Origin of the sequence: Aeromonas sp. FDAARGOS 1406, from assembly GCF_019048565.1 — a bacterium.
In the GTDB taxonomy this organism is placed as follows: Bacteria; Pseudomonadota; Gammaproteobacteria; order Enterobacterales; family Aeromonadaceae; genus Aeromonas; species Aeromonas caviae.
In genome coordinates this window covers 60500-84316 of the sequence record NZ_CP077378.1, presented here as the reverse complement: position 1 = coordinate 84316, position 23817 = coordinate 60500, and the positions used below count along the sequence as shown (strand labels likewise).

12 protein-coding genes and 3 pseudogenes are annotated in these 23817 nt (G+C 56.8%); 7 read left to right on the top strand and 8 right to left on the bottom strand.

Annotation, left to right across the window (positions count from 1 at the left end; all coding sequences use genetic code 11):
- Position 1: 1 nt before the first annotated feature.
- The 4 genes and pseudogenes from I6L36_RS00410 to I6L36_RS00395 all read left to right on the top strand — a co-directional run.
- Positions 2-166, top strand: a pseudogene (locus I6L36_RS00410) (ATP-binding protein); the annotation flags it as partial.
- Positions 167-365: 199 nt separating this feature from the next.
- Positions 366-2834 (top strand): EAL domain-containing protein, encoded by a 2469-nt coding sequence (locus I6L36_RS00405; RefSeq protein WP_124813026.1) that lies wholly within the window; start codon positions 366-368, stop codon positions 2832-2834.
- Between the two features lie 121 nt (positions 2835-2955).
- Positions 2956-8214 (top strand): PAS domain S-box protein, encoded by a 5259-nt coding sequence (locus I6L36_RS00400; protein ID WP_216986923.1) that lies wholly within the window; start codon positions 2956-2958, stop codon positions 8212-8214.
- A 122-nt stretch (positions 8215-8336) separates the two neighbouring features.
- Positions 8337-9370 (top strand): annotated as a pseudogene (locus tag I6L36_RS00395) (IS630-like element ISAhy2 family transposase).
- 419 nt (positions 9371-9789) lie between these two features.
- Here I6L36_RS00395 and I6L36_RS00390 read toward each other — a convergent pair.
- Entirely contained in the window at positions 9790-11754 is a 1965-nt protein-coding gene (locus tag I6L36_RS00390) for a CHASE domain-containing protein (RefSeq protein ID WP_216986922.1), read from the bottom strand.
- A 156-nt stretch (positions 11755-11910) separates the two neighbouring features.
- Between I6L36_RS00390 and I6L36_RS00385 the strand changes: the two are divergent.
- Positions 11911-12171 (top strand): annotated as a pseudogene (locus I6L36_RS00385) (transposase); the annotation flags it as partial.
- A 593-nt stretch (positions 12172-12764) separates the two neighbouring features.
- A complete protein-coding gene (locus I6L36_RS00380) occupies positions 12765-13682 on the top strand; it encodes a WYL domain-containing protein (RefSeq protein ID WP_064341356.1) in 918 nt (305 codons plus the stop codon).
- Between the two features lie 63 nt (positions 13683-13745).
- Here the strand turns inward: I6L36_RS00380 and I6L36_RS00375 are convergent, their stop codons facing one another.
- The 4 genes from I6L36_RS00375 to I6L36_RS00360 all read right to left on the bottom strand — a co-directional run bounded on the left by I6L36_RS00375 (position 13746) and on the right by I6L36_RS00360 (position 16495).
- Positions 13746-14027, bottom strand: coding sequence for a hypothetical protein (locus I6L36_RS00375; RefSeq protein WP_010674967.1), 282 nt, complete (start codon positions 14025-14027; stop codon positions 13746-13748).
- Positions 14028-14151: 124 nt separating this feature from the next.
- Complete coding sequence (locus I6L36_RS00370) at positions 14152-15042, bottom strand: HDOD domain-containing protein (protein ID WP_235663321.1); 891 nt, start codon at positions 15040-15042, stop codon at positions 14152-14154.
- Positions 15026-16270: a tyrosine-type recombinase/integrase gene (locus tag I6L36_RS00365; RefSeq protein ID WP_119197633.1), complete on the bottom strand. Its 1245-nt coding sequence runs from the start codon at positions 16268-16270 to the stop codon at positions 15026-15028. Before I6L36_RS00365 ends, I6L36_RS00370 begins: the two co-directional genes overlap by 17 nt.
- 15 nt (positions 16271-16285) lie before the next feature.
- The gene (locus I6L36_RS00360) at positions 16286-16495 is read right to left on the bottom strand and encodes a hypothetical protein (RefSeq protein WP_021140683.1); all 210 of its coding nucleotides are present in this window, start codon (positions 16493-16495) and stop codon (positions 16286-16288) included.
- A gap of 123 nt (positions 16496-16618) precedes the next feature.
- Here I6L36_RS00360 and I6L36_RS00355 point away from each other — a divergent pair, with 123 nt between their 5' ends.
- Complete coding sequence (locus I6L36_RS00355; protein WP_059169915.1) at positions 16619-16846, top strand: helix-turn-helix transcriptional regulator; 228 nt, start codon at positions 16619-16621, stop codon at positions 16844-16846.
- 516 nt (positions 16847-17362) lie between these two features.
- Here I6L36_RS00355 and I6L36_RS00350 read toward each other — a convergent pair.
- The 3 genes from I6L36_RS00350 to I6L36_RS00340 are packed head-to-tail and all read right to left on the bottom strand — an operon-like array spanning position 17363 to position 23605.
- Positions 17363-20671: a tyrosine-type recombinase/integrase gene (locus I6L36_RS00350; RefSeq protein WP_043171237.1), complete on the bottom strand. Its 3309-nt coding sequence runs from the start codon at positions 20669-20671 to the stop codon at positions 17363-17365.
- Positions 20656-23034, bottom strand: a complete 2379-nt coding sequence (locus tag I6L36_RS00345; RefSeq protein WP_216986920.1) for a site-specific integrase — start codon at positions 23032-23034, stop codon at positions 20656-20658. Before I6L36_RS00345 ends, I6L36_RS00350 begins: the two co-directional genes overlap by 16 nt.
- Positions 23027-23605, bottom strand: coding sequence for a hypothetical protein (locus I6L36_RS00340; RefSeq protein ID WP_024941319.1), 579 nt, complete (start codon positions 23603-23605; stop codon positions 23027-23029). Before I6L36_RS00340 ends, I6L36_RS00345 begins: the two co-directional genes overlap by 8 nt.
- Positions 23606-23817 lie beyond the last annotated feature (212 nt).

The window sequence follows — 23817 nt, the reverse complement described above, 5'->3', positions numbered from 1 at the left end:
CCTCAGTCAGCTGCCAACTGAAGAGTGGTACGCGAGCTTGGGTGACAACACCCTGGCAGATGCGATCCTGGACCGGCTGATGCACAACGCTCACCGGCTGCCACTGAAGGGAGAATCGATGAGGAAGAGGAGAAGTGAGTTGACCCAATCTGAACAGTCGAGTTAGAAACGAGATGACGTGAGCGCGTTAAGGATCAGGGTGTTCACGTTGGCCGGAATGGCTGTTCAACTTCGCCGGAATACGCAATTAATACCGTGACATACAAAATGTGTTATTTTCAGTAGCTATGACAATTTTTTTGGATGTCTCTGTGCCACTGACATGAATCACGGCTGCCCGAGGCAAATCCGGCAAGGAGGGTAACTTGTTATTCAATGATCAAAAAACCGAACCAGCGCACATTTTGATCATTGATGATCAACCCAGTAATGTGCTGATTCTGCGAGAAGCGGTTCGCGATCTGGGCGAAATCCATTTCGCCACCAGCGGGGAAGCGGCGCTGCGAGCGGCGCAACGCGAGCCGCCGGACATCATCCTGCTGGACATCGAGATGCCGGAGATGGATGGCTATGCCGTATGCCAGGCCATTAAAGCGGACCCCCGGTTGAGGGACGTCCCGGTCATTTTTGTCACTTCTCATACGCAAGACGCCAACGAGCTGCATGCGCTCAGTCTCGGCGGGGTGGATTTCCTGCAAAAGCCGCTCAATGTGCCGATTGCGCGTGCGCGCATCCAGACTCACCTGGCGCTGCGCTTGCGTTCCAAACAGCTGGCCTGCGCGCAACAGGACCTGCAGGATCTGGTGCAGCATCTGCCTGCCTTTGTCGCCTATTGGGATGAGTCGTACCGCAATATCCTGTGCAACGATGTGGACGGGCAGTGGTTTGGCATTCCGGCCGAGCGCATGTGTGGCATGCGGCTGCAGGAGGTGCTCGGCAATCATGTCTATGCCGAGATCGAAGCGCACCTTGCCGGCCTGGCCGACGGGCGTGCGGTGTCGTTTGATCTGGAATACATGCGTCAGGATGGCGACATGCTGTTTGGCCAGGTGTCGCTGGTGTGTCGAGACCAGTCCGGCCTGCAAGCCGGCCTGCTGATGCTGGTGACGGATGTGACAGACCGGAAATTGGCCGAGACCTCTCTGCACAACGAGAAGGAGCGGCTGCGCATTACCCTGAATTCGATCGGCGATGCCGTGATCGCTACCGATGCCGAAGGTCGGGTCAACTTCCTGAACCCCATCGCGGAGGCGATGACCGGCTGGTATGGCAGGAGGGCAATCGGCGTGCCGATCGAGCAGGTGATGCCGCTACGCGACAGCTTCGATGGGCACGTGCTGCAAAACCCGATCTATCTCGCGCTCAAGGAGCAGCGCATCGTCGGCATGGCGCTCAACAGCCAGATCGCCTGCCGCGATGGTCGCGTGCTGGAGGTGGAAGACTCTGCCGCCCCGATCTGGGACCAGGCCGGCAAGCTGACCGGTGCCATCATCGTTTTTCATGATGTCAGCGAAGCGCGGGCAATGGCGCTCAAGATGACGCATCTTGCCCACCATGATCCGCTGACCAATCTGCCGAACCGCATGCTGCTGCAGGACCGTACCTCGCAGGCACTGCAACAGGCTGGCCGCAATGGTGGCCAGGTTGCCTTGTTCATACTGGATCTCGACCATTTCAAGACCATCAACGACTCGGTCGGCCATTCCATCGGCGATCAGCTGCTGTTGCAGCTTGCCAAGCGGCTGCAGCAGTTTGTGCGCAATGGTGACACCATCAGCCGTCAGGGCGGCGACGAGTTCATTATCCTGATCCCGGAAATCAGGCATGTGGACGAAGTCTCCCAGCTAGGCGAGCGCCTGCTGGAAGCCTGTGCCGAACCCTTCCTGCTCGATGGCGTCCGCTATGACTTGTCGATGAGCATCGGCATTAGCCTGTACCCGGACGACGCCGACGACCAGGAGGCACTGTACCGCCATGCCGATGCCGCCATGTATCAGGCCAAGCAGGAGGGACGTGGACGCTTCCGCTTTTTCTCGCAGGAAATCGAGCATACCCTTTATGCACGCCACATGCTGGAGCGCCAAATGCGTGTCGCGGTGGCCGAGGGCGACTTCGAGGTGCACTACCAGCCCAAGATCGATCTGGCTTCACAGCAGGTGGTCGGTGCCGAGGCGTTGGTACGCTGGCGCCGGCAGGATGGCTCGCTGATTTCTCCCGCCCAGTTCATTCCGCTCGCGGAAGAAACCGGGCTGATCGTACCGCTCGGGCGCTCCGTGCTGCTGAAAGCCTGTCAGGAAGGGCGGCGCTGGCATGAGCAGGGTTACTTGATCCATATCGCGGTCAATGTCTCCGCCGTGCAGCTGGCGCAGAGCAACTTTACTGCCATGGTCAGCGAGATCATCGAGCAAACCGGCATCATGCCGGGCTACCTGGAACTGGAGATCACGGAAGGGGTGCTGGCTAAGGATGTCAAAAATACCTTTGCCATCATCAATGAGCTGCACAAAATCGGAGTGACGATCTCCATCGACGACTTCGGCACCGGTTACTCCAGTCTTTCCTATCTGAAGCAGTTCCCCATCGATGTACTCAAGATCGACCAGAGCTTTACCCGCGAAATCCTGACGGAAAAGAGCAGCGCCGCAATTGTGGCCGCCATCATCAACATGGCGCATGGCCTGGATTTGCGCCTGGTGGCCGAGGGCGTGGAGACGCAGGCGCAGGCGGAGCTGTTGCAGCAGATGGGCTGCACGGTGATGCAGGGCTACCTGTACAGCCGCCCGCTGATGCCGGAGCGGCTGACCGAGTATCTCCAACACTGGCGGTCAAAGTAACCGTCCGCAAAGGCTGGCGATGCGCCACATGGCGGCCTGTTGCCGCTTGGAGCAGTAGCCGTATGCGCCGGTAAGGGGTAGCGCGGTGCACATGAACAGACTAGCCAGGGGAAAGCAAGTCATGGCATTACAACAACAAAAACTGCGGATCCATGCCGGACGGCGTGGCATCCTGGTGTTCCTGAGCGGGCTGCTCCTGACCGCGGGGCTGACCCTGCAACTGGATCGTAAGCAGGAGCAGGATCGGCAAGAGGCCTACCAGAACTTCACCACGCAATTTGCCGATACGGTCGAGGAGCGGATTACCCGTTACCAGTACGGCTTGCGCGGCGCGCGGGGCGCCATTCTGGTGGCCGGGGAGCAGGGCATCTCGCGTGCGGATTTCCGTCGTTACAGTGCCAGCCGCGATATGAAAGTGGAGTTCCCGGGGGCGCACGGCTTCGGCTTCATCCGTCGTGTGCCGCTGGCCGATGAGGCGGCGTTTGTCGCCAGGGCGAGACAAGATGACGCCCCCGGCTTTGCCATCCGCCAGCTGCAGCCACATGCCGGCGAGCGCTATGTCATCCAGTACCTTGAACCGCAGGCTGGCAATCAGCAGGCGATTGGACTTGATATTGCCTCCGAGTCGAACCGCAAGGCCGCCGCCGACGCTGCCATGCGGAGCGGGCAGGTGCAGCTCACGGCACCGATTACCCTGCTCCAGGCCATGAAAGCACCCAGCAAATCCTTCCTGATGCTGATGCCGATCTACCGGGATGGCATGGCACGGGATAGCGAGGCGCAGCGAGTGGCGGCCACCCTGGGCTGGAGCTATGCGCCCATTCTGATGGACGAGGTGATGGGGGCGATTCGTATTAATCCGGAGCTGACTCAGTTCACCTTGAGTGATGTCAGCGACCCCCGGAAACCGGTTGTGTTCTACGCCTCCCGAGCCGCTGCTGGTGCTGTGATCGGTAGCCGCAGCGTGACCAAAACCATTCTAGGCAGGACGTGGCAGATCGAAGTCCGCTTTCAGCCCGCATTTCTTGCCGGCTTGCACCAGAATAACCTCTATGCCGTAGGCCTGCTCGGTGTGCTGGCAAGTCTTGGCTTTGCCATCATGGTTTTCCTGTGGAGCAGCAGCCGCCTGCGCCAGCAGCAGCTGATCAATGCTCAGGCGGGAATGGCGGCCATCGTGGAAAGCTCCATCGACGGCATCATCGGCAAAACCCTGCAAGGCGTGGTGACCAGCTGGAATCGTGGTGCGGAAGAGATCTTTGGTTACCGCGCGGACGAGGCGCTGGGCAAGACCATGGCGCAGCTGGTGGTGCCGGATGATCTGGCTTACGAGGAAGAGGACATTCTGGCGCGTATAGGCCGTGGCGAAAGGCTGGATCACTTCACGACCCGGCGCCGCCACAAGAATGGCCAGCTGATCGATGTTTCGGTATCGGTATCCCCCATTATTGATGACAGTGGCCGTATCGTCGGCGCCTCCAAGACCGTACGTGACATCAGCGAGCAAGTGGCCATCGAGAGGCAGATGACGGAGCTGAACGCGCACCTGGAGGAAATGGTCGCTACCCGGACGGCCGAGCTGGATCGCGCGCGGCGTGTGTTGCGCACCGTGCTCGATGCGGTGCCGTCGATGATCGGCTACTGGGACAAGCAACTGGTCAACCGCGTGGCCAACCATGCCTACCACACATGGTTCGGTGTCGACCCGGACACTCTGCCGGGCATGAGCATGGTCGACTTGCTGGGCAAAGACCTGTTTGCCGCCAATCGTCCTCATATCGATGCGGTGTTGCGCGGCGACGAGCAGACCTTCGAACGCGCCATCCTTGGCCCGGACGGCAAAGAACGGCACTCGCTGACGCACTACATCCCGGACCGAATTGATGGCGAGGTACAGGGCTTTTATGTGATGGTGCATGATGTCACCGAGCTGGTCGAAGGGCGACAGCAGTTGGCCGCAGCGCTGCGCGAAAACCAGGTGTTGCTGCAAACCATCAACGAGCAATTGCTGTACTCGGTTTCCGACCCGAACGGGGTGATCATCGAGGCCAACGACCAGTTCTGCCTGGTGCACGGCTATACCCGCGAAGAGATCATCGGGCGGGATCACCACCTGTTCAATTCCGGCCTCCATCCGGCTGCCTTCTGGCAGAACATGTGGGACACCGTCCTTGCCAACAAGGCCTGGCATGGCGAGATCTGCAACAAGGGCAAGGACGGCAGCCTGCTGTGGTTCGATACCGTGATTGCGCCTTGTCTTGATAGTGAGGGCCAGCTGGAGCGCTTTGTCGCCTTGCGTATCGATGTCACCGAACGCCGCGCGGCGGACGAGGAACGGAAGCGTCTGAACGTGCTGCTGGGCAACGTGCTGCGTTCAGCCTCCGAGGTGTCCATCATCGCCACCGATCAGGATGGCCGCATCACCATTTTCAACAGCGGCGCCCAGAGCATGCTCGGCTATCAAGAGGACGAAATGGTGGGGCGTTGTACCCTGGCCATGATTCACCTGCCCGATGAGGTCAACGCGCGCGGCGAGGAGCTGAGCCGGCAGTATGGCCAGGCCATCGAAGGCTTCCGTGTCTTTGTGCATGTGCCGGAGTTTGTCGCGCCCGAAACGCGCGAATGGACCTATGTCTGCAAGGATGGCTCCTGGCGCCGGGTGATGCTGGCTGTCACCGCGATGCGTGACGAGCAGGGGGTACTCACCGGCTACCTGGGCATCGCGACGGACATCACCGAGCAACAGCAAGCGCGGCAGGAGCTGGAGCTGGCGCTTGACCAGCTGGCCAGCGCCGCTGACGTTGCCGAAATGGGGGTGTGGAAATGGACGCTGGAGGACAATGCAATCCAGTGTAACCCGAAAATGTTCGAGATCTATGCGTTGCCCGGCGGAGTCCTGGATTTTGAAGGCTGGCGTTCCCGTATCCATCCCGATGATGTCGATGCCACGATGGCGAGCCTGCAAGCCGCCTTGGATGGCCGTGGCGTGTATGACCCGGTGTTCCGGGTGGTGCATCCGGATGGCCAGATCCGCTATGTGCAGGCCGGTGGCAAGGTGTGGCGCGACGCGAAGGGCAGGGCGGTTAGTTTCGTCGGCATCAACCAGGACATCACCATACGCAAGCAGTTCGAGAACAGCCTGGAGCTGGCAAGACAGCAGGCGGAACAGGCGAGCATGGCAAAAAGCCAGTTCCTGGCCAATATGAGCCACGAGATCCGCACGCCGATGAATGCCGTGCTCGGGATGTTGCAGCTGGTTCGGCAGACACCGCTGGATACGCGACAGCAGGATTACGTGGTCAAGGCACAGTCGGCAGCCAAATCACTGCTGGCACTGCTGAACGATATCCTGGATTTCTCCAAGATTGATGCCGGCAAACTTGAGCTGGATATCCATGCCTTTAGCCTGGAAGACATGCTGCGCGAACTGGCCGTGGTGTTGTCCGGCAATCAGCATCACAAGACCGTGGAGCTGATGTTCGAAGTCGATCCGTCGCTGCCACTGGAGGTCAGAGGCGACAAGCTGCGCATCCTGCAGATCCTGATCAATCTTGGTGGCAACGCCCTCAAGTTCACCGAGGCCGGGCAGGTCGTCATTCACCTGTCCGCGCTGCGTCAGGACGCGGCGAGCGTGACGTTGCAGGTGTCGGTCACCGACACCGGCATCGGCATTACCCCGGAACAGTTGAGCCGCATCTTCAATGGTTTTACTCAGGCCGAGTCCTCCACCACCCGCCGCTTCGGCGGCACCGGGCTGGGGCTGGTCATCTGCCAGCGTCTGGTGGCTCTGATGGGGAGCGAATTGCGGGTCGACAGCGAACCGGGCCGTGGCAGCTGCTTCTCGTTCGAGCTATGCCTTGAGGTGGAAAACAAGGCTCTGTCCATCAGCGTCGTCGCACCGGACATCAGTCATTGCCATGTGCTGGTGGTTGATGACTGTGAGATTTCGAGGGAAATCCTGGTCAAGACCATCGAAATGCGTGGCTGGAGTTGCGATGCGGTGGAGAGTGGCGCGAAGGCCCTGGTAAAGATCATCAGCGCACTGAAAGCGGGTCGACCTTACGATGTGGTCTTGGTGGACTGGCGCATGCCGGAAATGGACGGGGTTGCTACCGCGAAGCTGATCAAGCAGCAGTTTCCGGATGTCGCCTGCCCGGTCGTCATCATGTTGTCCGCGTACGGGCGTGAGCTGCTGGGCAAGATTTCAGAGCAGGACCGAGTTATTTTCCGCGATATCCTGACCAAACCGATTACCCCGCAACAACTGATCGCCTCCATCGCGCGGGCGCGCCAGCCGGCTCAGCGCGACTCCTTGCCGCCGGTATTCGAGTTACCACAGCGGCTGGCGGGGGTGCGTCTCCTGCTGGTCGAGGACAATGCGCTGAACCGGCAGGTGGCCGGCGAGTTGCTGACCCATGAGGGCGCATCGGTGGTGATGGCCGAGGATGGCCTGCAGGGGGTTCGGATTGCCACGCAGCAACCGGATGCTTTTGACATTATCATCATGGACATACAGATGCCCGTCATGGATGGCCTGCAGGCGACGCGCGAGATTCGTGCCGTACCGGTGCTGGCAGCGCTGCCGATCCTGGCGATGACGGCCAATGCCTCGCATGCCGACCGGGAGGTATGTCTGCAGGCCGGGATGAACGATCATGTCGGCAAGCCGATCGATATCGACGAGGTGGTCGAGCTCATACTGAAGCTGGTACAGGGGAAAGCCGTACCTGCCGCCGGAACCGAACGGCAGCCGGCCGCAGCGTCGGAAACGGCTACTGCGGCGGAGGTCGACCCGCTCGACCGGCTGATGCGCCGTTTTGGTCAAAATCTTAACGTGTATCGCCAGACACTGGCCAGTTTCTCGATCGAGGCTTGCAATCAGCTGGACATGCTGGCTCGGCAGCGCGAGGCGGCGGATGTGCCGCGCATGGCTGCAACCTTCCACGCCCTGAAAGGCGTGGCTGCGACGGTCGGGGCCACGGCGCTGGCGGCACAGGCTGCGGAGTGGGAGCGCCAGAGCCGCACGGAGGAAGCGGCAGAGTTCTGCACCCGTTTCGACACCGAGCAGCTTGCCGCCTTGCGCGAGCTTGCGACACGCAGCGAACAACTGCTGATGCAGGCGCTACCCGAGCCGCAGCCGGAAGCTACGGTCATTCCTGATATCGCCGCGACACTGTCGCGCCCGGAGTGGCTTGAGCGGCTGCGCGCGCTGCTGCCACCATTGGAGAGCGGTAATCTGGAGGCGCTGGATCTGTTGGCGGCGCTGCCGGCATCGCCCCCCGAAGAGCGTGAAACCATGCAGGAGGTGGCTGCACTGGTGCAGAGTCTGCAATTCCCCGGTGCCGTCACCATCATTCGCCGGATTCTGGAGCGGGAGACATAATATGGATCGATTGCTAAATAGCTGTTCCGAATAGTAGATCACCGGAGGAAGGGAACTCAGTCCAGTTTGTGCGATCTGATTAGTCGCTAAACAAAACAAGCCACACCCAAAGGACTGAGTTGATGCCTATCCTACCACCTCTGCCACGACCACAACGGCGCCGCATTCACAAAATCATCCATGCCACCCGTGATAAAGGACATGCTCGTCGCTTGATGGCCATCTTGCTGTTACATGAAGGACGCACGATCACCGATGTTCATCACCTTACCGGCGCTGCGCGCTCGACCATCGGTCGTTGGCTTCGGTGGTATCGAGATGAAGGCATAGATGCGCTAGAAGCCTTACCGGCTGGCCGTGCCCCAGTCTTACCTATCGCCAAGATTGTCACCTTACTGGTGCTGCTCATGCAGTTTTCTCCGCAAGATTTTGGTTATCAGCGCAGCCGTTGGTGTACTGAACTATTGGCTATAAAAATCAATCGATTAACAGGGCTCAATGTGGCAGCCTCCACGCTCCGCCGATGGTTACCTCGTATGGGCATTGTCTGGCGCAGGCCCGTGTGCCGACCTTGCGGATAAAAGACCCAGCCTATCAGGAAAAAATGGCGAATATCGACGCCGCGCTGGCCCGCTGTGATGCCGATAATCCGGTGTTTTATGAGGATAAAGTCGATATAGACCTCAATCCCAAATTAGGAGCCGACTGGATGTTCAGAGCGCAGCAAAAGCGGGTTGTCACACCGGGGCAGAATGCCAAGCATTATCTGGCAGGCGTTCTCCACGCAGGCAACGGAAGGGTACTTTACGTCAGCGGGATCAAGAAAAACTCATCGCTGTTTATTGCCATGCTGGAAAAGCTGCGCCACCACTACCGACGAGCCAAAACCATCACGTTGATCCTCGATAACTACATCATTCACAAAAGCAAACAGACCGAGCGATGGTTGAAGAAGAATCCCAAGTTCTGCCTGGTGTTCCAGCCAGTTTACAGCCCTTGGGTTAATCACATAGAACGGCTATGGCACAAGTTACATGAAACCATCACGCGCAATCATCAATGCAGAGGGATGGCAAACCTGCTGGCCCGAGTGAAACACTTCATGGATACCGTGTCTCCTTTCCCGGGGAATGGCTATGGCACAGCGAAGGTGTAGCACTATTGGGATCAGTTATTTAGAGGTTGCCGGCGAGGCGTCAGAAAATGCTGGAATCGGCCCTATCCTGACGCGGCCCAAGGTTCCGGCCTGACGCCTAGTTAGGGCGTACTTCAACTGGACGTTCGCGGCGGGCCTACGTTGGGTTTTGGTTCCATTGCTCCCCAAATCCCGAATAGGGAGCAGTGGAACAGGAAACGCACTTAAGCCAAGTCGGCTTAGCGTACGATTCTTCCCGAATTCTGCGGCTTCCCTTTCCAGCCCTTGGCGGTCATCTGTGGGGCCAGTTGCTCGAAGCAATCGGCGGTCAATGCCTGATCGGTCGTGATGGACCAACTTCATGCGTGGACGCTGTCGCCGGCAACACAAGATCTGGAGTTGTCGATCAGGGTGCGTTTAAACGCTACGGGAACGCAGAGCTACACCGAGCCGCTATCCTGATGCACCAAGGCTCCATTCTTGGAGCCTTTCTTGACCTGATACATCGCCTGATCGGCATGCTCGCTGAGCACCTCGATGGTCGTTCCATGCTGAGGGTAGAGCGCGATACCGACACTAATGGAAATTCGTGCTTCGCCACCCGCAGGCAAGGGGATTGGTCGGCGGACCTCCGAGATGAACAGGCTGGCCTTTTTGAGCGCCTCCTGTTCGTCGCTGACGTGTTGCAGCAAGGCCACGTACTCATCGCCTCCCACCCTGGCGAGCGTGTCGGAGGCACGGATGCAACACAGGAGACGGCGGGCCACGGTCTTTAGCACTACATCCCCCGCTTCGTGGCCATGGGTGTCGTTGACCGACTTGAACCCATCCAGATCCATGAACAGCACAGCCAGATGCGTGTTCTCGCGCTCTGCCAATGCAAGCGCCTGCTGTATGCGGTCACCGAGTAAGACCCGGTTGGGTAGATCGGTCAATACGTCATGATGCGCTCGATGGTGATAGGTATCCAGCTCCTGTCTGGACCGGCTGATGTCCTGATGGGTACCGTACATGATGAGAGGCTTGCCATCCCGATCCCATTTCCCCACCTTCCCGCGGTCCAGCACCCAGATCCAGTGCCCATCCTTGTGGCGCATTCTGGCCTCACACTCGTAGAACGGTAACTCCCCCGCAAAGTGCTGCTTGAGCAGCTGTTCTGACTTTTGCAGATCTTCCGGATGCGTGAGCTTTACCCAGGTGACGATGGAGATCGGCTCAAGCTCTTGGAGCTTGTATCCAACGATCCTCGCCCATTCCTCATTGAAGACGGTTTCACCGCTCTGGACATTCCACTCCCAGGTGCCGACCCGGGTGCCTTCAAGAATGGCACTCAATCGAGACCTCTCCAGAGACAGGTCTTCTGTCATCGCGCGGGCCGCCGCTTCTGCCCGGGACCGACCCGACACCAGCAAAAACATCAGCCCAGCCAGCATGGCACTGAGCAAGACACCGGTTACCGCGATCACGATCGGTAGCCCGCTGTCCACCCGTTGCAGAAGGCTCGTGCTGCCATGCACGCGAACGGTCCAGGTTTGTCCCATCATGCGCAGCCGATGCACCGATTCAAACCCTGGACGGATATCGGTACGCCCTGAACTGCCAAAGTGAGTTCGTGTCGCTTCAACCATCTCTTCGCCGTCGAAGATGTCGATGATCAGGTCACGCTCCTGCTCTCCGAGGAGACCCTGCAGGAAGTCTGTCATGCGAAACGGTGCATAGACCCAGCCGCGCAGTTGTTCCCGGCGCTCTGCTACGGTTGCCGCTGGCTGGTCAGTAGCGTAGATCGCCTGGTAGATCAGGAACCCCGACTGCTCCTGACCCCCCGTTTCCTGCTGGAGACGCACACGCCCCGAAAGCGCGATGGCACCCGTATCTACCGAGCGCTGCATGGCCTCGCGCCGCACGGGTTCTGAATACATGTCGAAGCCGAAGGCACGCAGGTTGCGTCCCGAAAACGGCTCCAGATACACGATCGAGGAATACAGGTCTCGTTGGCCTGCTGGCTGCACCGTGTAAGAGGGAAAGCCTTCGGCGCGGACCTGATCGATGTGGGTTTGCAGATCGGCAGGCCGGATGGCCCTGGCGAAGCCCACGCCTTGGATGCCAGGCAGGTACTGGTCCAGAGCCTGGCGATCGAAATACCTTCGGAAATCTTCACGTCCGACATCATCATGCACATCAAAGAACCCGGCCGTGCCCCGCAGGACCTGCTGGTAGGTGGCCATGCGGTTCTCGATGCGCTTAGCAGCCTCCCGGGCGCGGAAGTCGAAGTAGACCTGTTGTCGTTGATCGACGGACTCGACGATGAGTTGGTAAAGCACTACGGTGGAGCACAGGCCGATCAAAAAAACCACAAGAGGGATTAGCCTCGGCGACAGTCGGCTTGGTTTGCCAGAGGGGATCATTCGCTATGCCTTCTTGTTGATTTCCCAAAGCTTAAAATTAAACGCTACCATAAACAGCAACAACAGCAACTCTCCGAAACTCTTTCCTTGTAGTGGTCTAATCATCCCGGACACCGTTTTAGGTGGTACAGTCGCCACCATGACTTGAGGTGTTCAATGACAAGATTACGTCGCTCATTTACTGCTGAATTCAAACTCGAAGCCGCATCCCTGGTGCTCGACCAGGGATACTCTGTCCCCGAAGCCAGCCGTTCACTGGATGTCGGTGAAACCATACTTCGCCGATGGGTTCAGCAGCTTCAATCCGAACGAACCGGCACCACCCCTATCGGCAAAGCGCTGACCCCGGAGCAGCAGAAAATCCAGGAGCTGGAAGCCCGCATCAACCGGCTCGAGCGCGAAAAGGACATTCTAAAAAATGTATGGTCTGCTCCTTATCTGCAAGCTTGAACTGATTTCCAGAAGTCGTTTGCGTCAATGTATCCGGCCTATCTGTGAGCCGTTTTCCGGCTCTGGCCTTGATGGGATCCGCACGTCGTCGTCCTAATAAAGCTACCAGTCATGAGAGACTGCTTTTTTAGCCAGGCTGTGTCGTGGGGTGAACGCTTCTGTCATCTGTTTTTGGCTCGCAAAACCGGGTATGAGTTATATCTGTTAAACGGCTGCGCTTGCGTTGGGATAGGGTTGGTAATCCCTGCCGGATGTCAGTACTTTCCAGCAAATTCGCATTATCTTGTTGGCCAAGGCGATAAGGACCACATGATGGTGATGGCCGGCCTCCAGCCTAGCGACCCATTCGCCTAAGGAAGGTGCGAATAAGTCATATGGCACGAGAGCATTTACTGGTAACCCATTGATATTAAATGACTAAAATTTTCATTTTTTGTTCGTGGGATACTTGTTCGCACTTTCCCTCTCCTTTGCTCTACACAATTGGTGCTGCCAGTATATGTCGCCTGTATACTCATGCCGATACTGGTTACATTCACATGTCGCATTTTGGAGCACATATGACCGCTGGGGCGCTCACCTGGGATCAGACTTTGCGTTTTCGACTGCTGGAGATCGTGTTGATGTGGGAAGGCCGCCTAACCACCAACCACCTCTGCACTGCCTTCAACATTGGCCGCCAGCAGGCGTCGAGGGATATCAACCGCTATATCCAGGAGGTCTCGCCACAAGGGCTGGAGTACGACCGCAATCTCAAGGGATACAAACCTACCGCCCAGTTCAGCCCTCGCTTTAGCGAAGGCAAGGTGGATGAGTATCTGTTGCTGCTGCACCGAGAGAAGCAGCATCAGCGCCAGCATGAGGCAGGTGTCTTGGCGCTGCCACTGATGGACCTGCGTTACGGCCATATCGAGATCCTGGATGTGCCTAACCGCCATATCGACCCCGTCATCGTACGCGGTCTGGTGCAGGCGGCCCGCAGCCAGTTACGGGTGGATGTGGATTATGTGTCGCTCAGTTCGGCCGAGCGTAGCGGGCGCAATATAGTTCCCCATACCTTGGTCTATGACGGCATTCGCTGGCATGTGCGGGCGTATTGCGAGAAGAAGAGGGATTATCTGGACTTTGTGATGAGCCGCTTTCGGGGCAAGCCGGAGCTACTCGACGCTTCGGCCCACGGTCGAGATCAGGATCTGGAGTGGAACAATCGGGTGGTCGCTGTGGTGACCCCCAATCCCTGTCTGGGTGATGAACAGCAGGCCATTATCGCCAGCGACTATGCGATGACCGACGGCAAGTTGCTGATAGAACAGCGCGTCCCCTTGATGCATTACGCCCTGGAGCGGATGCAGGTGAGCTACAACGGGGAACATGCTAATAATCCCCTGCTCTACCCACTGGTGCTCGCCAACCGGGAGGAGCTGATCCGGCAAGGCTGTGCCTTTAAGCTCAAGAATGCAGATTTGCAAATTTCATAGCGGGCTGGTGCTTTGTAGTGGCCCAGCTCACGACGCCACTACGAGCACCTGACTGTTTATCCGTCATTCCACCCGACCAAAACGATCAGGGTCGGCTGGCACATAATCGTCCTCAAACATATTCTGCGAGCGATGGCTTTGACGCAAAGACGCGAGCGTCTCAAAGAAACAATCTTCACAGAGATGCACTTCGTATCTCTCGCCATCGTGCCGTACCGAGCCATACCCCCAGTGGGCTGACAATGTGCCGTATTCCTGTGCCATTGTCTTTGTCGTGCTGTCACCACACACATCACAGATAACATCTACGACCTGCTCCGTCGGAACTATCGCTTTTACCAACATATTGCCTCCCGCATTATCTCAACACGCAACCTGTTTACCCCCGGCAAGAGCCCCATCGGACGTTGTGGGTGATGCCATCTTGCCAGCTCTTCTTTAAAACCGGTTTAAGCCCACGACCACGCCATCAATCCAGCCGCTTGTAAATCCGCGTATCGCTGGTCGATTTCCGAAACCAGTAAAAATCGGGCAATCCTGCAAACACCCTGCGCCAGTTGAATACTTCGGCCGATAATCGATCCGCCATCTTGACGATAGTCTCCGGCATATACTGGATAAGCGGCTTGCCAATCGATGCGGACAAGCAGGCCGACAGGGCTTCAAATGCCCGGGGATCCTGGCTCATCAGACTTTGCAGTTGTGGCTCCAACTTCATGAAGTTCAGGGCTTCATGCTGGGAGCAGATCCCCTCTCCGGCTTCCACGTTGTAGTAGAGGTAGAGTTTGCCCACATCGTGCAGCAATCCCCCTAGGAAGGCGACGTCGGCGGTGCGTCCATCAAGCCGGTATTGACGACACAACATCCTGGCTGTCATCGCCACTTCTACACTGTGCTCCAGCAAGCCACCCACATGGTCATGATGATGGTGATGGCTCGCCCTGCCTCGATAAAACCCGGTGATAAAACGCCGGTCACGTAGGATCCCGAGGGAAAAGCGCCGTAACCCGCCGGGCGGTAACATGGCATAGAAGCGCCACAGTGCCTGGATCATCTGGCCATGCGACTCATTGAGGGCCAAACCAAGGTGAAACTCCCACAGTTGACGCCCCTCGTCCCCTGTGATGCCTTCCAGAGCGCGACAACTGCGCAATGTGACAGACTGCTGCTCCATCCCCAGCATTGCCAGTACCAGCTGCCCCGACGGCGCAATAGTTGCCATGCATTTATCTGAGACCGAGACTCGATGGACGGCCTTTGGCGATAACAATTCCCAACACTCATACTCGCCCTCGCTATCCGCCAGTCTGGTTGCCCACATCAGTTCGCCGCAATCCGCATATTCAGTGACGTGTACCATGACCCACCTCCCCATCGTGTGAATCCCACCTTTCCGCCAGCGCCTTCGAGGCAAGCCGCTGCTGCTCGAATCCCGCCAACATCTGCTCAAAGGCATGCCCATCCCGACCCGACAGATCAGGCACGTAACGGGAATAGACCCGGAATAACATCTGAGTGCTGTTATGGCCCAGTTGCTTTGCTATCCACTCAGGGCTCTCACCTGCCGCGAGCCAGAGCGTGGCGGCGGTATGCCTTGTCTGATAGGGCTTGCGCTTCTCCAGCTTTAACAACGACAGCAATGGGTACCACACCCGATTGGCCACATTGCGATCCTCGAACGGGCTGCCGTGCTTCGTGCAGAAAACAAACCCATCTGGTGAGACCTTGCCATCGTAGCGGTCGCGTTGAGTGAGAAATGCCTGATAAACCTGCTCACTCATCTGCACCGCGCGATAGGAGCCATCGGTTTTCGTCGGGATCAGTTCATTGCGGACCCATGCCTGATACACCAGGATCTGCCGGCGCTCGAAATCGATGTGGCGCCAGGTTAAACCGTGGATCTCGCTCGAACGTAGCCCGGTAAAAAACCGGATGGTGTAATAAGGGCGAAAGTCAGCCCTCACCACTGCCAGCAGTCGACCAATCTCTTCAAGACTGAAGGGCATGATGTTGCTACGGGGGATCTTGAGTGCTCGGATATTGCGCCAGGGCGAGTCAAAACCGAACCGATCTGCCGCATCTGCCAACATCATGCGAAGCGGCGTCATGATGTGGTTGACCCGTGAGGCTGAGATCGGCTTGCCACCTCTCCCGGGCAAACGAGCGATCATTGTCCTGAATGCCAAGATCGCAGACTTATCGATCACGCTCAGCGGCTGATTGCCAAAGTGCGGCAGCAGATGGCAATCAAGAATGTCGCGGATGGTCTCCTGCTGGGAGGTTCGCCACTCGGCCGATTTTTCCTGGTACCACTGCTCAGCAAAATCAGACAACAGAGGGCACCCAGCCCGCAACACGGCTTCCCGCTCGGCCAGTTTGGTGAAGTAGCCACAACGCGGGCTGTTTGGGAAGGTTTTGCAAAAATCAAACTGCCCGAGGGTGATTTGTGCCTCCAACCGTTCACAATACTGCTTCAGTTTGTGGCGATTTTGGCTTGTATCGGGTAACCCAGTGCGCTCACGACAGCGCTTCCCCTTGAAGCAAAAATCGAGGTAAAGCAATTGGTTAAGGCTATATACTGTTGCCATAAGAATCCACCTCCCCTAGCCCTGAAACGACTCGAACATTGCGCTGTGCTTGAGCATTTCCTCTTCGATAGGCTCCCAGAGAAACAACAACTTACGACCGCCAAACGGGCGAATATAGTGCAGCCCTTCGAGCAGGACAGAGTCTTTCAGCTGATTGCGGATAGTACGTGGATCGAACTTGATGCGAGCAGAGAGCTCTTCTGTTGTCAGGTAGGTGTATGCCATAATCATATCCTCTCTTTTTTCTCTTCAAAAAAAACAAATGCACCACAGGAGGGATTTTAGCACCACAAATCGTTAGTGCAACGATTTTTGCCATCCTGCAGGTCTTTTTTCTATGGAGGAGTGATGATTAAGTGCCATCTATCCCGAATTTTGGGTGAACGGAAACTCAAAGTTGCCGAAGTTGCCAGAGATACGGGTATCAATCGAAACACTTTGCATCGTCTCTACAATGAGACGGCAACGCGAGTGGAGTTAGAAGTAATAGAACAGTTATGCCACCATTTAAGAATTGAGATTGGTGATTTGTTTGAAGTGGTGGGTCACCCTCCCGAGAATCTCGGTGGAATGTAACAAAAGACTCTTACGAGAGAACCCAAAAGGTCTGGTTTAACGAGGTCAGGGGAACGGTGACGTGGTAGTCAATCTGACCATCCCAGCCTTCCTCACCTCATCAATATGCACTTTCCCATCGATACTCCGGATAAATTTTCATCCCCCCTGAGATGAGGTAAAAAAATGAGCCGAAGTCGACGAAAGACCCCCATGTTTGGCTACACAACAGCGACGTCTGAAGCTGAAGACAAGCGGATTTGGCACAAACGCTGGCGCGCTCAGTTGCGTGGCCAGCTATCACGCGACGCAACGACGGATGACTTTTTGCCAATACTCCAACGCGCCGTTTCGAGCCCTTGGAACATGGATAAGGATGGGAAAAGCTGGTTCAGCCCTCGACAGCAGCGCCGGCAAGCAGAGCAATTCCTGCCCCTTCAAGGCCTATCCACATCAGATGCGCAGCGCGCAGTGGTCAGGCAGCTGGCAAAATGGCGAAGCAAATAGATTTTTATTCTATTTCAGCATGTTGCACGTTCAATCTGTAAGCTCACGCGCGGTTTGACGTGCAAAGTCGGCTTTCTTCTTGTTACCTAGCGATACCAGCTCTTGGATGCTCATTACTTTCAGCGCCACGACATAGGCGACTGTCCGCAGCAACGGAGTGCTGTAGCGCGCCATTGGTTTTACCGTGTCAGCATTTTGCTGCCGCTCAGTAGAACGCTGACAGATACCCGCCTCGTCAGGATGAATTATTCGCAGTAGTGCCCGGTTAGCCCCACTTTTTTCAATGAATTCACTCTTCACGCGATAGCGTGAGATGACCTCCCGCCATGGGGATTTTTCACTCCGTTTGGCGCCACATCGTACCTCGATCGCAATCCGTGTCGCTGGCAGCAGTAACACCGTCACACTCAGGAAGGCTTGCAACATCTGTGGATCCGTGAAGGGGATCCCAGTGTTGCGAGTATTGCTTCGGACTAGCAGATAGCCAATCCATTCGATGAAAGCCGCTCGTTGCTCGCGATAGACCTGGCGAGCCAGTTTAACCACTTTACGGAGTTCGACTTGCTCCTTATGACTGCGCAAGGCTCCAGGAAGCAAATTCAGATGATGTGACGTTGAGTAGAGCAATCGCTGTGCTCCCCGCTGAGTCTTAAATGCTTTAAGTAAATGAATTTTTTCAACTAACTCATCGACCATAGCGGGTGTGAGTTGATAACGATTGAGTTGATCGGTGATATCTTCATGTCGTGCGAACCGTGCGATCAGCTCCAGAGCGGCATCAAAATCCAGCTTGTGTTTAACCAAGGGAGGGTAAGGTGCACACTCCATCAGGACCCAGGAGACCTGTTGAAGATAAGGCGAAAGCGACTGGAGCAGGGCCTCCCGGCAGCGCTGCCATGTCAAGGGCCCCTCCAACCAGTCGTTCTGTGTGAGCTTTGCACGAGACAGCCCGGTGAAGTGGTGTCGCAGTGACAAAGACCAGTCGTACTTGGCCTGCAACAGACACGCTGCATTGACCCAGTGGGTAAAATGCAAATATGAGTGCAACGTCGTCTCCGGGCTCTGATGGCCAGCAAACTGGGCCAGCGCCCAATAATCCCCCTGAGTGGATGAGTGTGTGATGGTCTGGTAGATAGCGGTACACTGTGCGGCCGACCAAGGCAGGAAATGTGCCCACCCTGGCAAACTGTGCAGTGCCAGAGCTTCGTGATGTAGCAGCAGTTGCAGGCGGCTCAATGCCGTATGCCGCAGATGATGGAAGGTATAGTATTTCCCACCAACCTGCCGAAGGATACTGGTTAACGGCCCCCTGATCTCTTCATCCGACATCGGTATCAACCAACCGCTCTGTGAGGGAAACGCCAGCGCGTTCGCGTTTTTCGCCTTTCGCGGCCATAACCCAGACAAGTACGCATCCAATCGAGTACGCTCTTCCGGGGTCAGCAAGACCCCCAGGGGGATCTTGCGGGTGGCACTGTCACTCTTGCCATCATCAAGCCGGGTATCGCGAATATATAGCCAGCACTCTGGACTGCGTTCGATATCTTTCAACCTGAGCTTTTGGATCTCGCTCAAGCGCAGTCCAGCACGATAAGCCACGATGTATAACGCGCTCAGACACTCTCGGTAACTCGATGAGGTGTGCGTCATCCGCTCCATTCCACGCAGCAACTGTCGAAAGAGAGGTTCACTGAGATAGGTGGCACGCACATGGGGCCGCTGGCGCTCGCGCGGGACCAGCTCCTCCGGCAATGGGGCCAAGTGGTAACTCGCCACCGCATAGCTGTGCAGGCTGGTCAAGCGTGCAGCCATGTAGCTGACAGCATTCTTTTGGCTAACGGGCGCCTCGGAAGAGGAACTTTCCGGCTCTGCGGAGGAGGATCTTTCCAGGTCCGTCCGTTCAACCGCACCAGAGAGCGCCGGGTCGACGACCAGATTTGAAGTCCCCCCATACTCTTCCAGCAATGCTCGATAACAGCTCAGAAAACGATCGCCATCCCATAAGCCGAGATCATGATCAAAGCACCGAACAAGCCATTGCTGACCACCGCGACTAAGGTAACTGCGCAGCGTCGAAGGCTTGTTTTTGTTCTTTGCGATGCATTGATGTAGCCACCCGACCAGGATCTGCTCTGACTTGCTGAGGGTCTGCTCATTGCGCAACCGATTCAGTCCTGCGAGGCAGCTTGCCTTCGTCTGCTTGCGAGTCGCGCTCTCCTTTTCCGCCAACACCGTTCGCAACCGAGCCAGTAAGGATGAATAAGGGTGGTCTTCGCCATGGTAGCGCCGACGCTTGGAACTGCCTGCCGTCAGGTTATCGACTAATCCGGTACTCGCCTCCTGCGCCAAACACACCACTTGGTGACCATCCGCAACCGTCGGATGATGCAGTGAAAGCCAGTGTTCATGAGGCAGTGGTACACTGTGTAACGCCCCAGATGCCACATGAGTCAGGATCTGTGGCCAGCGGACCCCGGCTTGCCCACCGGTTACCAGACTCGCCCCTTGGCAAAACTCTTTGATCCCGCGCAGGGGTGCAGTCAGATGTCTCTGGGCCCATAAGCTGAATGTGTCGAGCTCAACGGCAAGCTCAAACGTTTTGCCGCGCCGACGATACCAGCGCTGTACCAACCCCAGAGTCGGCAGGCTTAGGAAAATCTGGAGCTCGGTAACCCCCTTCCCTGCTCTATCGTGCGCATTGGTGGCCAACGCCTTGCTCTCTAACGTCAAAGGCAACCAAACAACTGAGCCATTCGTGCATAATCTTCGCCGCTCAGCGATGGCCAGCATCAGTGCGTGCAAAATCGCCGTCTGGTGTACACCGCAGTAAAACACCGCGCTATGAAGAATGTCGGCCAGTAAATCTTCAGCTTCGATCAGGCTAGTGTCGCGGGCCTCGATCTGTCTATGCCAGTTCAGCAGCGCTTGACTACAGCGCTGCGCTTTGTCAAACCACTTTTCAGTGTAAGGTAGCGGGCGCCGAAGCACCGTCAGGGGGATTGTCGGCAACGGCAACTGCCAATACCCGCTGGTATTGCCCTGCTGCAGGCAAAGCAGGATGGCTCGCAGCCCAGCCTTGAATTCAGACTGTCGCCTATACTTGCCCGTCAACGTGCTCATCGCCAATGGCCACAGATACTCAAACCCTCGGACATCGGCTGGCTCCTTGAATAGGCCGGGCAAATGTTGCAACAGCGCATCCAGTGCTCGACGCTCTATTTGCACCTGAGCACGTTTGAGACGATCCCGACGCATAGCCCGACCAGACCGAAGAACGTTCGCTGCACGCTCATCTTCCTTTCGAAGCTGTTCACGCCAATCGATCAGTGGATTGTCCATTCGCCCATCACCTTCAACCCGAGGGTTTGATGCCATTTGTCCAGCACGTCCGTCAGGGTAAATAGATCGCTCAACGCCGCACTACTGTACTGGTTTGTGAACTCTGTCCCCATCTCCTCATGACCAAGCAGCGCATCGATAAACTCGGTGGCCACGCCTTGCTCCAGCAGGTGGCTGCGCACCGAATGGCGATGCCAGTTTGGCGCCAGGGGCAACAGATTTTCGAACTGCCTCATCATCGAATTTGGGGTGACGATTTCTGTGCCTTCCAGGCTGCCATCTTTGGCCTCGACCGCCCAGAACAGGAGCGCTCCAGCTCCACTCAATGCTTGCTCCGCCGCCGACACTAACGGCGCCAGCAGCGGCTCACGCTGACATGCCAAATATGTCAAATAGCGCTCCCAGGCTTGCAGTTGCTGCACTGCCAACGCTGACAATGGCACCAACCTGGCCGAGCTCACAGATCGTCCCTCTTTGTCTGTCAGCCGGATAAAGCGACTGATGAGGCAGTAATCGCCACGCCTGCCGTACATCTCCGTCACGGGCCTGGCGGCAGTAGAAAGATGGAGGATCAACAAACTGTGGCGCACGAGGAGGTTATGATATTGCGTCAGCGTTGGACGCTGCTGCCGTGACCCACTGAGTCGTGCACAGAGGTACTGCTGATAATTTCCTAGGAGTCGAGCAAGCTCGCCAACGCTAGGATAGAGGCGTGATCCGACAGCTCCTTGTTCTAATTCCGGTGCCAGCACCACCGCGGTCATCCCCATGGAGGCCAAATAACGGCACCAGATCTGCAACACGTCTTTACGTGGCACATGACTGTAGGCCATAGGGGAACATTGCTGAGCCGCCTTGCCACGCAGGATACCGGCAATGGCGCTATCAATCCCCTCTCTTTGCAACCAAGCACGCTGGTAGTTTTGCAGCTGTCGCATGGTCAAGGCCGTGCCAGCTCGCTCATTTGCTCGCGCTAAACAATCCACCTGCGCGCTACTACTCAATGTCCTCCAACCGTGTCCAACCAATAAATGAGTGGCCCATTTTGGCAAAGGTAGCTGCAAGAATAAGTCGCTCTTTGGCAAAAAAGAGTGCAATTTCCTATGCACTCGGCTGTGGGCAACCTCTACATAGCGTTGTAGATACGCCCCATGAGGAAGCCGCCAAATACCACTGGCATTCTTTGAGGGTCCGTCGTCATCGGCAAATCGAGAGCCAGGAGCAGGCAATTTAATCTCAGTACTCGGCCAGACCGGCAGCTTGTGCAAGTCCTCGCTACTCGTGCCCATCACCAGTTGCAGCAGGATCGACAGCGCCGGCAACGCCGTTTCATCGACCGCCTGAGGCATCAAGGCATCGACGAGGCGTGTGATCTGTGACGCTGTGGCAATCCAAAGGTTGGCCGGCAACTGCAGATGACGCATCGACATGGAGAGCGCTACCGAGGCGCTTTGCAAAACCCTCGCCTGAATATCCATCAACCCCTGTGGCTGAGAGGACACCAGCAGCGTCTGCTGCTCAGGGAGGGTTCCTCGCTCCTCTTCACCCTCCCACTCGGTCAGTTTGACTTTGCCGCGCTGCAGCAGAACCTCCCGTAGCAACAGGATTTGGGTCCGCTCGTCGAGCTGCTCTTGATAACGCGCCTCCAGTTGGAACCGCTGGCGTTCGCCGGTTGACCGGGTACCCGTTTTGATCTCTTTGGCTCGCGCCTTATAGAGTCGGCTCAGTAGGGCCTCCAAGGCCCCTGTATTGACGCTCACCTGCTTGTTATTGGCATATTGCTCTCTCTGGATCTTGATGGCTTGCAATAGCGTCAGTATCGGCTGCGTAAAATCGACCTCAGACAGGGCCTTAATCATCACCTCACGTTGATTGTTCGCCATCAGCCTGACGTTGCGCAGCGCCTCTTCGACCGTTTGGTCCCGCTCGGCAATACCCTGAGAAAAATTGATATGTGATAACGCCAAGACGGCCAGGATCGTCACGGACTTGAGCTGAGCAAATAGCTCACCGTTGAGGCTATAGCCACTACGCAATTCCGCCAAGATGGCGTCAACGAGATAGAATTGGCTGAGTCTCCGATCTTTACTCAACCGCTCACGCATTTGCATGGCAGAGAGTGGCGATGGGGGCAGCATCTCTTTGGATGAGACAGAATCGATCCACTGCAGCTCGGCGGCCAACAACGCGGTCAGTGTTGGATCCAATCCCAGGATCCCCTGACAGCAGGCTTGCAACGATTCAAGGATTTGCCGGTGCCACTCGGCCAACGCCTCCGGAAACACCAGCTGTCGGGTAAGGGAACGGGCGGGTTCAGCGTCAAGACCCTCCACTGCCTGCTCCTGCGAAAGGTCATCACTCATCGGCTAACCTCTGCAAGAAGAAGTTAGGTTCGGGCACCGATACCATCCCGTTCTTTTTGTCTTTTTGCCGGGACTTGCTCAGCGCCTCCTGAGCATGCGCCAGCTGTTCCCGGGACAACCCGCACACCTTGGCCCAATAGTCTTGAGACAACCGCTTCTTCTGAAACCAGTTAAGACGCTGCTCGTCTGTCAGAACGCGATTGAAAATTCGTCGGCTGCATTCGATGAGACGGGGCTCCCCTAACAGCGTCATCAACCTCAGCCACTCCCCGGCCAGATGCTGCTCGACCTCACCCTCATTCAGCCCGCAGGGGATCAATCGTTGCCCAGGCGGCGGTTTGATTGGCGACGGCCAAGACAATACTGGCAACAATGGCCCTACGATCATAAGCGCACTGCCCACATCATCGCCTGACGACAAGGGACGATAGAGAATAATGGCTGACTCCCAGAGCGTATGGAATTGATCGGCAATCGGCAGCCCAGTCTTGAAGCCCAACTCCAACCACGCCTCACGAAACGCGACTAACGCCGGATGGATCTGATAGTTCCCTGACTCCTTCGTCCTCATGTAAACCCCGTGTATCACCCGTTACTAACACATTACATAAAAATGTATTTTGTTTTCAAACAGTTCCTTAGCGATAAACCGATTCAGCCACACACCGAACCTCTGAACCTGCGCATGGCAGGCCTACCGCAGGCAGGTACTGTGAATGAAGTCAGGAATGGAGATGCAATTCACCAAGTGGGTAATCGTCGAGGGAGCGGGATCATTTAGCC